This is a genomic window from Chamaesiphon sp. (genome assembly GCF_041738855.1).
Lineage (GTDB): Bacteria > Cyanobacteriota > Cyanobacteriia > Cyanobacteriales > Chamaesiphonaceae > Chamaesiphon.
Window position 1 is genome coordinate 1 of the sequence record NZ_JBGSPA010000166.1, and the last position, 13,767, is coordinate 13,767.

Sequence of the window (13,767 nt, forward strand, 5' to 3'; positions counted from 1 at the left end):
ATCGTGGCAGTTGCAGTAGATAGTCTCATTACTCCTGAAATCCTCAAACCCGCTCGTTACCTCGGTAACGAACTTGGTGCGGTGCATAAACCGTGGGAGACTGCGACAGTTCGCTGGGCACTGACATATCCAGAGATCTACGAAGTTGGGGCGAGTAATCTGGGGCATATTATTCTCTACAGTATTATCAACGCTCAGCCGCGCCAATTGTGCGATCGAGCCTATCTCCCCGCAGCAGATTTATCGCAGAGGTTACGCGATACTCAGACACCATTATTTGGGGTGGAGTCGCAGCAGTCCCTCGCGGAGTTTGATATCCTCGGTTTTAGTCTCAGCTATGAGTTGGGCGCGACGAATATATTAGAGATGTTGACTCTCGCCGGAATTCCCCTGACGTGGCGCGAACGGGGGTTGGGAAATCATCCCCTGATTTTTGCAGGTGGACAGACGGCGACATCGAATCCCGAACCCTATGCGGATTTCTTTGACTTTATCGCCCTGGGGGATGGGGAAGAATTATTACCGGAAATTGGGTTGGTAGTTGAAGATGGTAAAAATGCGGGGTTGAGTCGGCGCGATTTATTATTGGATCTCGCTCAGGTTCCAGGCGTATATGTGCCCCAATTTTACGATATGCACGCCGATGGGAGTGTTAAGCCAAATCATCCCGACGTACCGGAGCGCATTCTCCGACGGGTAGCTACCCCGATTCCAGCATACTCGATCGGGTTGGTGCCTTATGTGGAAACCGTCCACGATCGACTCACCATTGAAATTCGCCGTGGTTGTACTCGTGGGTGTCGCTTTTGCCAACCAGGGATGTTGACTCGCCCTGCAAGAGATGTGGAGCCGGAAGCGGTAATTAAGGCGATCGAAACGGGAATGCGATCGACGGGTTATGATGAGTTCTCCCTCCTCTCCCTCAGTTGCTCGGATTATCTCGCCCTTCCCGCCGTGGGATTGGAAATCAAGAATCGGCTCAAGGATGAGAATATTTCCCTCTCCCTCCCCAGTCAGCGGGTAGATAGATTTGATGAAGATATCGCCAATATCATCGGCGGTACACGCAAAGGTGGCTTAACTTTCGCGCCGGAAGCGGGTACCCAGCGGCTGCGGGATATTATTAATAAGGGTTTGACGAATGAAGAATTGCTGCGCGGCGTGAAGACGGGCTTCGAGCAGGGTTGGGACAAGATCAAGCTCTACTTTATGATCGGTTTACCAGGCGAAACCGATGTTGATGTCGTCGGGATTGCCGAAACTGTGCGCTGGCTCAAACGGGAATGTTGGGCAAAAGGTAGACGCACGCTGCACTTTAATATCACCATTTCCAACTTCACGCCCAAGCCCCATACTCCCTTCCAATGGCACTCGGTTTCAACTACTGAATTCGATCGCAAACAACGGTTACTCCGCAATGAGTTCTACAATCTGCGCGACGTTAAAGTCAATTATACCGACGTGCGGATCTCAGCAATGGAAGATTTTGTCGGACGCGGCGATCGATCCCTCGCTCCCGTCATCCGTCGCGCCTGGGAACTCGGCGCGGGCATGGATGCGTGGTGGGAAAGTTTGGATAAAGCCTATGGTGCCTGGGCACAAGCGATCGACGAAGCTGGTTTAGACTGGAAATATCGCCGCGTCGAAAATGGCGAATGGAATATCTTCGACGAGAACGAATCCCCCGCTCTTACTCCCCTTCTGGGAGGGGTTGGGAGTGGGTTCACAACCTCCGCCGAAACTCCAATACCTGTAAATAGTCGCGCACCAAAACTCAAACCACGCACTACCGAAAGCGAAGTAACACCAACAGTAACAGAATCCCTGGAATCGCCCCCATTTCCTCAGTCTCCAAGTCTCCCAGTCTCCCTCCCTCACAACATCAACGCCCCCCTCCCCTGGGATCACCTCGATACAGGCATCGACAAAAAGTGGCTCCAAGACGACCTAGAACGCGCCCTCGCCGCCGGAGTTGTCCCCGACTGCTCATTCGATGGTTGTTCCCATTGCGGCGTGTGTGGCACCGATTTCGGGCACAATGTCATCGTCCCACCGATGCCGATTCCCGAATTCACCGGACAATTTACCCCCAACACCGACAAAGCCCAGCGGCTGCGCGTTTGGTTCGGCAAAAGCGGCAAAATGTCCTTAATCGGGCATTTAGATTTAGCCAAATTATTCGATCGAGCCATCCGCCGCGCCAGTATTCCCGTCACCTATAGTGGGGGCTTCCATCCCGCTCCCCGCATCACGATCGCCAATGCCTTACCATTAGGCTCAACCAGCACGGGTGAAATCGCCGATTTTGAACTCACCACCATCATGGATGAGGCAGAATTTCAATCCAAATTAGCAGCACAATTACCTGCAGATATTCCCATCTATCGAGTAGAATCCGTCGATCTCAAACAACCCGCTGCGCCTACATTAATTACTCAAGCGGAATATCTAATTACTGTTTCATCAGCTAGTGAAACACTTCCCCAGTGGGAAACTTGGATCGCTGCGGTGTTAGCTAGTCAGGAAATTATTCAGGATAAAAAGTCTAAATCTGGCAAGAATACGCAAATCAATCTACGCGACAGGTTATATGAATTGGAGTTGCTGAAGGTTGCTGGTGAGAAGGATGTAGAGTTGCGATATGTGGGTAGTTGTGCCAATGATGGAACGTTGTTGCGTCCAGAACAGATGGTGTTGATGTTGGAACAGGTTTCTGGGATAGAATTGCAGTTGGTGAATGTGGTGCGATCGAGATTAATTTTTGGTGATTAACTCGATTGTTAATTAGACCTCTGCGAGAGGAGCGAGTGATTCTATTCTACATTGAGCGATCGCGCTTTTGCAGGAGTTCCATACCAGATTTACTCGGTGAAAACTTACTATGAAATTCTGTCTGTTCGTCGTACCAGGCACCCTTTAAGTTAGTACCACCCAGCTTAGCTCCGTACAACTTTGCTCCAGCAAAATTTGCGCCACTGCAATTTGTACCTTTCAATTCTGCTCCAAATAGATTTGCGCCTGATAAATTGGCTCCTTGTAAATCTGCTCCTTGCAGATTTGCTTCCCGTAAATCAGCCGATACTAAGATTGCCTTTACCAAGTGCGATCGATTTAAGTTCGCACCAAAGAGATCGGCTGCTGATAAATTCACATTTTCTAAATTCGCTTCATGTAAGTTTGTGGCGAGTAAATTTGCTCCACTCAAGTTGGCTCTAAGTAAGTTTGCTTTAGTCAAATTTGCTTTACTTAGATTGGCAGCAGTTAGATCGGCACCAAGTAAATTGACGTGACTCAGATCGGCATGTTCGAGATTTGCATTAACTAATGACGCACCTTCTAAATTAGCTTCAATCAAATTTGCCCAGCTTAAATTGGCTCGATCCAGTTTGACTTTATATAAATTAGCTTTGACTAAGATCGCTTTATACAAATTTGCATCGCTCAAATCTGACGCAACTAAATTGGCTCCTGTTAGATTAGCTTTTTCCAAGCTTACGTTTGTCAGGATTGATTGAGACAATACTGCATCCATCAATTCTGCTTGCATGAAATCTGCGGAGATCGCCGTCACTTGGCGGAGATTGGCTCGTTGTAAGTTGGCTAAACCGAAATCACAGCGGCTCAAAATGGCACACTCTAAACTCACTTTACTCAGGTTGGCGGTGCTTAGGCTGGCACCTGTAAGATCGGCTTGATAGAGATTGGCTTGATGTAAGTTTGCACGATTGAGCTTCGCAAATTGCAAGTTTGCCGACACCAAATAAGCTTTACTCAGATTGGCACCTCCCAAGATTGCCTTGCTCAAGATGGCTTTAAATAAGATGGCTTTACTCAGATTGACTTTGGCTAACTGCGCCGATTGAAGATCGGCGGTGGCAAGCTTTGCCGATTCAAAATCTCGATCGCCAGCAGCGTACTCTAGCAATAATTCAACACTACTTTGAACGATCTTTTTTTGGATTTGGGGCATAAGCGATCGCAAACAATAACTCCTCTATCATAAGACTTACTTGCAATCGATCGGTGTATTCAGTGACAAAATTCTCGCCAATTCCAGCCAAAAATTCACCGCGTCTGATGGCAGTACGTGGTGATAATGAAATTTGGAGATTAGGTGCTATCTTGAGCTAGACAGAACTCTCTTCCATGTCGGGGGTGAGTGCTTCGATCCCAGTTTCTCCCGTCCGAATCCGTACGGCTCTGGCAACGGGCAGCACAAATACCTTGCCATCACCGATTTTGCCAGTGTGGGCTGTTTTGACGATGGTTTCGACGATTAAATCAGTTTTGTCTGAAGGTACAACCATTTCTAGTCTCACTTTAGGGATAAAATCGATCGTAAATGGTTGACGATCCATATTGTACAGCCCCAAAAATGCCAACGGGCGACCTTTCTGACGACCGAATCCTTTGACGCCAGTGACTGTCAATCCCTGGATTCCGGCTTTTACCAATGCTTCTTTGACATCATCCAATTTGGACGGTTGAATGACTGCAATAATCAAATCCATAGTTAGCTTGCTCCGACTTTACGGCGATCGTGTTGTAAATATCTTAAATTAAGCAGTGCCTAAAGTCCCAGTTTTGTCTCGACGATTAGACCGAACATTGTTAGCATCACCATTAATGGGAGCGCAACAGAGATCGCAGTCTTGAATATGCGATATTTTTTGGTTGGGGATAGGTAATTCCACCGCTCTGGTGGTACTTGCCATTTGTTCATTAAATTCTCACTGCTAACTAATTGAGTGGGTTGGGTTTTACATGGATTCGACCCAACCCACAGCTACATTTTGCTGAATCTAGACAGCTATCTACAAGTTGCCTGACTGTTCTCTGCCCACCTGCATGTGGTTCTCATCCGGTCTGACAAAAATCGATTTGCCCGTTATCAGACTTCGCACCATGATATATCCAAATCCTAACAGGAAGAACGCTGCGGAGATCCAGATCGCGATTTGGGCATTGATTGCCGAATTACCACCCGCTGTAAAACCGAAGTAAAAAACGCCAAACATCATCGCAAAGTTCATAAATGCCCCTGCTAAGGGAATCACTTTTGCTTGCAAGAAATTGGATTCATCCCCTAACAATCGATCGATCGAGGCGACAAATGTCACCAAGCAAGTCAATCCATAAAAGACGAAAGTACCAATGTTCGAGACTAACGTTACTTGAGTCAAATTGTTGACATTTAGCACTCCATATCCACCAATTATCGCTGACAAAATGGTCAAGACGATCGTGCCAATGTGGGGTGTACTAAATTTGCTGTGGAGCAAACCAAAGATCCCTGGCAACTCATCATCAGCACCCATCGCATAGGTGATTCTCACACCAGTAGAGAGGGCAGATAGGGTAGTACCAATCAACGCCATCAAGACGGTAATTGCTAAGACCAACACTAGCGCAAATCCGTGTCCGCCTAGCAGTCTGTCGCCCAAAATTCTTGCCATGTCCCCGACAGGTGCGCCAGATAGAGCCGCAGCATCAAATCCTCTCACAATGCTGCCCCCAGTATACTTGCTAGCATCAAGCCCCATTGCTGTTACTGCTGCGCCAATATCTGTAATCTTGGGATCGAGTCCGGCGACAAAGGAGGTTGCCTCGCCAGCTTTATTCACTACACCTGCATAGGCATCGCTGATAAAGAAGTTAGCGGCAAAGTATTCAAAAAAGTAACAGATACAAGCCTGCACAACCAGCGACAGGACTACCGCCTTGGGAATGTCTCGTCTGGGATTGATGGCTTCACCTGCCAGTGCTGTCGCCGACTCAAACCCGACTACTAGTAAAATCGCGATCGTGGTTTGGAAGATCAATCCCCCAAAATCATGGGGCACCACAACACTAAGTGCATTGCTGTGCTCGTAATTAAATCCTGGATTCGCAAATCTAAACGCGATAAACAGGATTCCTAACAGAAATAAAGAGCTGATTTGAACGATATTGATAATGATATTAATCAAAGTCGAACCAGTCACACCAAAGAAGGCAACAAAGCCAACCAATCCGGCAAACAGCGCACACAACAGAATTTGCGAGACTGGATTGTTGGCAAAAGTTGGGTTGAAAAGCTGTCCGATGTAAATAATCAGTGTACCCATAAAGCTTACCATTACCCCTGGATAAACCCAATAGTACAGGTGCGATGACCATCCCGTCAGGAATTTTACGATGCGGGCAAAGCGAAAGTGGCGATGCTCTTCTTTTGCTAGAATTGCGGCTTCGGCATAGTAATAAGAACTACCCGCCCCTGCTTCTGGATAAGCTTTTGATAATGTTGCAAAGCAACTAGCTGTTAATAGTGCAATTGCAGTCGCTACTGCTACCGAAGCCCACATATTTGGAGCCGATCCTCTCGGAGATTGAAGCTGAAATGTCGTCCACAAAAATGCACCAGGGGCAATGAGAGCCATGGCATTGATCGTGACACCGAGCAGTCCCAAAGTGGGTTTTAGCCCATCTTTACCAGAAGTTGTTGTCATACAGGTTGATGTATTTGTGGATGGTTTTGGATTTTTTAGATGCTGCAAATCTTGCCAATCGACTCTCACATTGAAAGATTAAAATCAAGTTAAATCGAGTCGATCGAGCAGCTTGTTGTGCTTCGATCTTGTCTAATAAGTAACAAGATTTTAGATCCGTTAAATCGATCGGTTACCTTTTGGGCAGGTCTGTCTGTTACATTTCTTGGAAGTTGGATGGCAGTATCTTGAGCGGTAAGCAACTTATAAATCCGTATTTTTCAATACAAATAACTACTTATCGATCGAGCTGATTTTGCACAGACCTTTACCCTGCAAAGATCTCAGCTCTCCAAATATGATGCGGTCGCTACCACTATTGACTTTTGGCAAGCATGTCAATCTATCGATCGACATAAAGTTTGCTATTTTCGCGGTATTTAGTAGCTTGCAATACAAAAAACCTACTTTTTTCTGTCTAGTATAGGGCAAGTCCAAAAAACCTTGAGTAAGCTGTAATCAAATAATAACGAGAGGTTGAAGTAAATTTTCGTTACATCTGTCAATTGTCGATCTAGTCCACTTTAGGCTCTCAGAGCGTTATCCGTCTGTGTGCTTGTGAATAATCATTGTGACCACAATTTTCATCAGTTTGCTGTTACCTGCGCCACATTTCAATCGGGTCATCACGGGATAATTTTATGGAAACCGAAATTATGAACGGCAGTTCCGCAACAACTACCATGCTGGATCTAGTGACAGCACCAGAACAACTCAAGCAGAAAAAGAAGAAAAAACACAAGGGGCAGAAAAAAAATAAGCTCCACACGGCAGAGCGGCAAGTGTTGTATCACGTTTCTGAGGCAGAGGGCAGTTCCAAACTTTCCAGTAAAGTATACGAACAAGAGCTAGCCCGTCTGCAAGTGGAACTAGTCAAAATGCAATACTGGGCAAAGCACACAGGTATTCGGATTGTCATCATCTTTGAAGGGCGCGATGCTGCTGGCAAAGGTGGTACGATCAAGCGGATCACCGAGCCGCTGAATCCGCGTGGTTGTCGGGTTGTAGCTCTGGGAACGCCGAGCGATCGCGAGAAAACCGAATGGTATTTCCAACGCTATGTCCCCCATCTACCCGCCGCAGGTGAGATCGTCTGTTTCGATCGCAGTTGGTACAACCGCGCTGGGGTAGAACATGTGATGGGTTTTTGTACGGATGCTCAGTATCAGGAATTCATGCAAACCTGCCCAGAATTCGAGCGGATGTTGGTAAAATCTGGGATCATATTGCTCAAATATTGGTTCTCAGTCAGCGATGACGAGCAAGAGCGTCGCTTCCAGTCGCGCACGACAGATCCGGCACGGCGGTGGAAACTCAGCCCGATGGATCTAGAGTCACGCGATCGCTGGGTGGAATATTCCAAGGCTAAAGACGCGACTTTTGCCCATACCAATATCCCTGAAGCTCCGTGGTTCACGGTTGAGGCTAATGACAAACGCCGCGCTCGGCTCAACTGTATCAGCCATTTCTTGAGCAAAATTCCTTATGTGGACATGACGCCAGAGCCGCTGGAGTTGCCGCCGCGCAAGAGTGCGCCGCATGACTATGTGCGTCCGCCGCGCAATGAGCAGTTTTTTGTGCCGCAGATGTATTGAGCACTCGCGCCACTTTAGTTACTGCGGAGATCTACCCACCCGCACTATAAATGTGCTGCCCTACGAGCACTCCTCCTCGGAGGGGATTGTCCCCTATTACTTAGTCCGCGTAGGCGGACTTTGCATTCCAAGCGGCGATTTCAATCGCTGTCTGTGTCTCGATCGCGATACCCACATTTAACCCAAGTATTTTCAGGAATAAATCATCATGACCCATGAATTGCGCGTTCAGGCTGTGTCTCAAGTTACCGATCGTCAGCCCTTGCCAGCTAAAGTACCCCAACGCTTAGAAGCACTGTGGGCAACGGATGTATTTACATTGAGCAAGATGCAGACGAGTCTGCCCAAGGATGTTTACAAGTCGGTCAAGAATACGATTCAGACTGGTGGTAAACTAGATATCTCGATCGCCAGCACAGTGGCGGCGGCGATGAAGGATTGGGCGGTTTCTAAAGGGGCACTGTACTACGCTCACGTCTTTTATCCGATGACCAATGCAACTGCTGAAAAGCACGATGGTTTCATCTCCGTGCAGTCGGATGGGTCGGTACTGACTGAATTTACAGGCAAGGTGCTGGTTCAAGGCGAACCAGATGGCTCTTCTTTCCCCAATGGTGGCGTCCGATCGACTTTTGAAGCTCGTGGTTATACGGCTTGGGATGTCACCAGTCCAGCGTATGTGATGGAAACAGACAATGGTGTGACTCTGTGCATTCCCACTGTATTTATCTCTTGGACGGGTGTCGCCCTAGACAAAAAAACACCATTACTGCGATCGAATGCAGCGATGAACAAAGCAGCAACTCGTCTCCTCAAGCTGTTGGGACATGCCGAAGTTGCACCAGTCAACTCTAGCTGTGGTGCAGAACAAGAATACTTCTTGGTGGACGCTCATTTTGCTCACAGTCGTCCCGATCTGTTGCTCACCGGACGTACCTTGTTTGGTAAGCCTGCGGCAAAAGGGCAGCAATTTGACGATCACTATTTTGGCGCAATCCCCGATCGCGTTCAAGTATTCATGCAGGACGTCGAAGAGCGGATGTATCGGTTGGGTATTCCTGCCAAAACGCGCCACAATGAAGTGGCTCCAGGTCAGTTTGAGCTTGCGCCCTTCTTTGAAGCTGCCAACGTTGCCAGCGATCACCAGCAGTTGACGATGACGATCCTCAAGAGCACCGCCAAAAAACATGGATTTGTGTGTTTGATGCACGAGAAACCGTTTGCTGGGGTCAATGGTTCTGGGAAACACGTCAACTGGTCGGTCGGCAATGCTACTCAAGGTAACTTGCTCGATCCCGGTGATAGTCCTCACGCCAACATGCAGTTTTTACTATTCTGTGGTGCCGTAATTCGGGGCGTACACAAGTATGGGCCGCTATTACGAGCAGTTGTAGCTACAGCCAGTAACGACCACCGTTTGGGTGCAAATGAAGCTCCGCCAGCGATTATCTCAGTTTATCTCGGATCGCAATTAGAGCAAGTATTCGATCAGATCAGTAAGGGTGAGACTACTAGTTCGGCTCATGCGGGTGTGATGGAACTCGGTGTGGATACCTTGCCAGTGTTCGCCAAAGATCCTGGCGATCGCAATCGGACATCGCCCTTTGCCTTCACTGGCAACCGCTTTGAGTTCCGCGCTGTCGGCTCCAATCAGTCAGTATCGGGGCCACTGGTGGCAATGAATACGATCCTGACGGATTCGCTCACTTGGGTGGCTGACAAACTAGAAAGCAAAATGGCTGAGGGCGTCGAACTCAATGTTGCCATTCATACAATCCTCAAGAAGGTGATGGACAAGCATGGTGCTGTCGTCTTTGGCGGTAATGGTTACTCCGAAGAATGGCACAAAATGGCGGTTGAAGAACGTGGTTTAGTAAATCTGCGGACGACAGCCGATGCGTTACCAGTCTTGAAGGCTGACTATATCGAAGAACTATTCGAGCGAGTTGGGGTACTGACTCCCATCGAGCTAGAAAGTCGGTTCGAGGTATATGCCGAACAGTATATCCTGGCGATCGAAGTGGAAGCCAAACTGATGGTAACTATGGCAAAAACTACTATCTACCCCGCTGCAATGCGCTACCATTCCGAGCTATCGACGACGATTGCTAATGCTCAATCGATCGGGATCGAACTGGGTAAAGAAAGTGCCGAAAAAGTCGCGATGTTGATTGGTGCGATGATGGATAATGTCAGCAAACTCGACGCCATCATCGGCAAACATGACTTTGACTCGATCGAAGCACACATGCAGTATTGCGCCCAAACAATTCGTCCCTCGATGGACGAGTTGCGGAAATATGCTGATGCGCTTGAAGGAGAAGTCGCTGACGATTACTGGCCGCTACCTACTTATCAAGAGATGCTATTTGTCAAGTAATTGACCATCAACATCTCTAGATAGTTCCCCCACTCAGCTTTAACACAGTTTTCAGCGTCAGTCGGTGCGTTAGCATCGGCTGATTTTTGCGATCGAGTTGACTACACAATCGATCTTTACTATTCACTCACCATCTGATTTTCCTGACGCAGATAAGCTTCAACAAACTCATCAATCTCACCATTCATCACATCCATAACGGCAGTTGTTTCCACACCCGTGCGGAGATCTTTGACCATTTGGTAAGGATGAAACACATAGTTGCGAATTTGCTGACCCCAGGCGGCATCGACGATATCACCGCGAATTTCAGCGATTTCTTTAGTCTTTTGTTCTTGCGCGATGATGAGTAATTTTGCTTTGAGAATTACTAACGCCTTCTCTTTATTCTGGAGCTGACTGCGTTCTTGAGTACACCGCACGGCTACCCCTGTCGGCTTGTGAACGATCCGCACGGCTGTTTCGACCTTATTCACATTTTGCCCACCCTTACCACCCGCACGGGTCGTCGTGATCTCCAGATCGGTGTCGGGGATATCGAGCTGGACGGAGTTGTCGATCAGCGGCATCACTTCTACGCCTGCGAAACTCGTCTGCCGTTTATCATTGGCATTAAATGGCGAAATCCTGACTAAGCGGTGGGTGCCCTTCTCACTGCGGAGATAGCCATAGGCATATTTCCCATCGATTTCGAGCGTGACAGATTTTAGTCCAGCTTCTTCTCCTTCAGAGATTTCGGCAAGCTGGACTTTGTAATTGCGATCCTCCGCCCAACGGGTGTACATCCGCAGGAGCATTTCCGCCCAATCCTGGGCATCCGTGCCCCCAGCACCAGCGTTGATCGTCAGAACTGCTCCTTTCGCATCATATGTACCTGACAATAATTGTTCTAATTCCCAGCGATCGAGTTCCAGTCCGACCTGGGAAAGGTTCTGCTTGGCTTCTTGACCTAAAGCCTCATCTGGCTCCATTTCCAGCAACTCCAGGGCAGTCTGGGCATCGGTGACGCTGCTTTGCCACTGCCGAAACTGCTCTAAGTGAGACTTATAGTCATTGAGTTCCTGCATGGCGGCTTGCGCTACACTTTGGTCATCCCAAAACTCTGGCTGGGCGGCTACTTGCTCTAAATCTTGAATTTTGGCTGTCAGTGCAGGAACGTCAAAGATATTGCTGGGTTTTGCCCAGGCGATCGATCAGGATGTTAATATCGCGTTTGATGTCTACGAGGTCAATCATTTTCTAGGTTTTAGGTTTTAGGCTTTAGGTTTTAGGTTTTAGAAATGAGCACAGTAGGAATTTGTAGGGTGTGTTAGCGTAAGCGTAACGCGCCAAAATAGTAGGCTGGGTTGCGCTATCGCTCTATCCAACAGCGAGAGATTCCGAATGCAATATCTAAAGATTGCGGGCGTATTCTTGGAGGATGTCCATCAGTCGAGCTTGAGACGTGACGGGGATGAGATTGAGGAGGGATGTTTTTTGTCTACCGCCACCGAGATCGATCGAAATATTAGTCAGGATCTCAGTGAGTTTGTCACCAGTCAAACCACTAGTCAGTAATGGGTATACTTGCTCGGCAAGCGTGGTATGAAGCTTGGCATCTTGGAGATACAGATGCCATTTGGCGACATCGATATAAACTTTATCGCCGATTTCTGCTGCTAATTCTTCGATTTGTTGATTGTTAGCCATTAGAGTTTGGGGAATAATCGGCAATTGTGAAGATATACAAAGCGTGTCCAAACAGAATTGATGCCCAGATACTAGTTACCCACACAGCCCAGCTCCAGTTGGCTTTTTGGAAGATATCAAAAAACCATAGCCCAGAATTTGAGGCTGAAAATAAAGCAACATGAAATGCAAAGGTCATCCGGTCGTCTAGTCTACGATATTCAGGGTCGTTTCGATCGGGTTCGCGGGGCCAACGGGGAGGCATAATTTAGGCTTTAGGTTTTAGGCTTTAGGTTTTAGGCTTTGGGCTTTGGGCTTTAGGGTCAAGCCTTTATTTATTGTTGACGATATAGGGATTAATAAAAAGAGGGACTAGCCCTCTTTTTACTATTCTAATCACTAGGGATCGAAATGGGTTTAGGCTTCAACAGTTTCTTCAGCGGTAGCGGCTGGAGCTTCTGCTGCTATGGGTTCTGGTGGGATTTCAGCTTCTTCCATCGCTGATGGAATTTCTTCTTCGATGAGATCGAGCGGTTCTTCGGCTGCACTAGGCAGCTCGATCGATTCTAATGGTTGACCGGAAGCTTTGGCTAGCAACATCTCGCGATATTTAGCTGCCATTTCATCTGCCATCTCATAGACGCGATCGCGATTTTTGATCATGTCGCCTGGTTCTGGTTCCAATTGCTTGGTAGAGAGCGAGATCCGTCCGCGCTCGGCATCTAGATCGATGATCATCACCTTGACTTCATCATTGACATTGAACACACTGTGTGGCGTGTCGATGTGGTCGTGAGAAATCTCGGAGATGTGCAGCAGTCCGCTGACGCCACCGATGTCGATAAACGCACCATAAGGCTTGATGCCGCGTACCGAACCGATCACGACTTCGCCGACTTCCAGACGATTCATCTTCCGTTCGACCAATGCACGACGGTGGCTGAGCACCAGACGGTTGCGATCTTCGTCTACTTCGAGGAACTTGAGGGGGAGTTCTTCGTTAACTAATTCTTCTTTGGCTTTGCGGGTGCTGATATGTGAGCCAGGAATAAATCCGCGTAGTCCTTCAATGCGGACTAAGGCACCACCACGGTTGGTCGCAAATACTTGAGAGCGAACGGTCGCATCTTCGGCTTGGAGCTGGCGGACTCTTTCCCATGCCCGCATGTACTCGATCCGGCGGATGGAGAGGGTGAGTTGCCCGTCTTCGTTCTCATCGGTGAGGATGAAAAATTCGCGAGTCTCGTTGGACTGTAGTACTTCTTCAGGTTGATCGACACGGTTGATCGACATCTCCTGAATCGGAATGTAGGCAGCAGTTTTCGCGCCAATGTCAATCAGAGCACCCCGTGGCTCCAGACTGAATACGGTACCAGCGACGACATCTCCAGGGCTAAAGTGGTAATCGTATTTGTCGAGCAGTGCTGCAAAATCGTCGAGAGTGAAGCCGATATCTACTGTTTTCTGACTGGCCATGCAATATTATAGTTTATCCTAGTGGTGTTCTCTTCCGTATTAATCCGCCTCCTATCGATGTACGCGCACGTTGACTAAAGTAAATCAGTTAATAATGTGTCGCTTACACCTACATATCTCG

10 protein-coding genes are annotated in these 13,767 nt (G+C 48.0%); 3 read left to right on the forward strand and 7 right to left on the reverse strand.

Annotated features, from left to right (window positions below):
- Positions 1-3: 3 nt before the first annotated feature.
- Entirely contained in the window at positions 4-2,772 is a 2,769-nt protein-coding gene (locus ACEW9I_RS17145; RefSeq protein ID WP_373541552.1) for a TIGR03960 family B12-binding radical SAM protein, read from the forward strand.
- Between the two features lie 46 nt (positions 2,773-2,818).
- On the opposite strand, the gene ACEW9I_RS17150 is transcribed toward ACEW9I_RS17145, so the two are convergent.
- From ACEW9I_RS17150 to ACEW9I_RS17160, 3 genes are all read right to left on the reverse strand, one after another.
- Positions 2,819-3,970, reverse strand: coding sequence for a pentapeptide repeat-containing protein (locus ACEW9I_RS17150; RefSeq protein ID WP_373541544.1), 1,152 nt, complete (start codon positions 3,968-3,970; stop codon positions 2,819-2,821).
- A gap of 157 nt (positions 3,971-4,127) precedes the next feature.
- On the reverse strand, positions 4,128-4,511 hold the full coding sequence (locus ACEW9I_RS17155) for a P-II family nitrogen regulator (RefSeq protein ID WP_373541545.1): 384 nt from the start codon (positions 4,509-4,511) through the stop codon (positions 4,128-4,130).
- Between the two features lie 303 nt (positions 4,512-4,814).
- On the reverse strand, positions 4,815-6,488 hold the full coding sequence (locus ACEW9I_RS17160; RefSeq protein WP_373541546.1) for an APC family permease: 1,674 nt from the start codon (positions 6,486-6,488) through the stop codon (positions 4,815-4,817).
- A gap of 722 nt (positions 6,489-7,210) precedes the next feature.
- Between ACEW9I_RS17160 and ppk2 the strand changes: the two genes are divergently transcribed.
- Together ppk2 and ACEW9I_RS17170 are read left to right on the forward strand one after the other, a co-directional pair.
- Positions 7,211-8,122 carry a polyphosphate kinase 2 gene (gene ppk2 / locus ACEW9I_RS17165; RefSeq protein WP_373541553.1) on the forward strand — a complete coding sequence of 304 codons (912 nt, stop codon included), beginning with the start codon at positions 7,211-7,213 and terminating at the stop codon, positions 8,120-8,122.
- A gap of 208 nt (positions 8,123-8,330) precedes the next feature.
- The gene (locus ACEW9I_RS17170; RefSeq protein ID WP_373541547.1) at positions 8,331-10,502 is read left to right on the forward strand and encodes a glutamine synthetase III; all 2,172 of its coding nucleotides are present in this window, start codon (positions 8,331-8,333) and stop codon (positions 10,500-10,502) included.
- A 119-nt stretch (positions 10,503-10,621) separates the two neighbouring features.
- On the opposite strand, the gene prfB is transcribed toward ACEW9I_RS17170, so the two are convergent.
- The 4 genes from prfB to ACEW9I_RS17190 all read right to left on the reverse strand — a co-directional run bounded on the left by prfB (position 10,622) and on the right by ACEW9I_RS17190 (position 13,646).
- A protein-coding gene (gene prfB, locus ACEW9I_RS17175) for a peptide chain release factor 2 (protein WP_373541548.1) occupies positions 10,622-11,738 on the reverse strand; the annotation gives its coding sequence in 2 pieces (ribosomal slippage) (positions 10,622-11,662 and positions 11,664-11,738; 1,116 coding nt in all).
- Positions 11,739-11,894: 156 nt separating this feature from the next.
- Complete coding sequence (locus ACEW9I_RS17180; protein ID WP_373541549.1) at positions 11,895-12,191, reverse strand: DUF3181 family protein; 297 nt, start codon at positions 12,189-12,191, stop codon at positions 11,895-11,897.
- Positions 12,184-12,435 carry a 2TM domain-containing protein gene (locus ACEW9I_RS17185; protein WP_373541550.1) on the reverse strand — a complete coding sequence of 84 codons (252 nt, stop codon included), beginning with the start codon at positions 12,433-12,435 and terminating at the stop codon, positions 12,184-12,186. The genes ACEW9I_RS17180 and ACEW9I_RS17185 overlap by 8 nt, the downstream gene beginning before the upstream one ends.
- A gap of 152 nt (positions 12,436-12,587) precedes the next feature.
- Complete coding sequence (locus ACEW9I_RS17190) at positions 12,588-13,646, reverse strand: 30S ribosomal protein S1 (RefSeq protein WP_373541551.1); 1,059 nt, start codon at positions 13,644-13,646, stop codon at positions 12,588-12,590.
- Between the last annotated feature and the right edge of the window lie 121 nt (positions 13,647-13,767).

Bases quoted from the DNA above. Each gene is read 5' to 3' on its own strand.
- ACEW9I_RS17180 (WP_373541549.1), bottom strand. From the start codon at position 12,191: ATGGCTAACAATCAACAAATCGAAGAATTAGCAGCAGAAATCGGCGAT.
- ACEW9I_RS17150 (WP_373541544.1), bottom strand. From the start codon at position 3,970: ATGCCCCAAATCCAAAAAAAGATCGTTCAAAGTAGTGTTGAATTATTG.
- ACEW9I_RS17170 (WP_373541547.1), top strand. From the start codon at position 8,331: ATGACCCATGAATTGCGCGTTCAGGCTGTGTCTCAAGTTACCGATCGT.
- ACEW9I_RS17160 (WP_373541546.1), bottom strand. From the start codon at position 6,488: ATGACAACAACTTCTGGTAAAGATGGGCTAAAACCCACTTTGGGACTG.
- ACEW9I_RS17190 (WP_373541551.1), bottom strand. From the start codon at position 13,646: ATGGCCAGTCAGAAAACAGTAGATATCGGCTTCACTCTCGACGATTTT.
- ACEW9I_RS17185 (WP_373541550.1), bottom strand. From the start codon at position 12,435: ATGCCTCCCCGTTGGCCCCGCGAACCCGATCGAAACGACCCTGAATAT.
- ACEW9I_RS17155 (WP_373541545.1), bottom strand. From the start codon at position 4,511: ATGGATTTGATTATTGCAGTCATTCAACCGTCCAAATTGGATGATGTC.
- ppk2 (WP_373541553.1), top strand. From the start codon at position 7,211: ATGCTGGATCTAGTGACAGCACCAGAACAACTCAAGCAGAAAAAGAAG.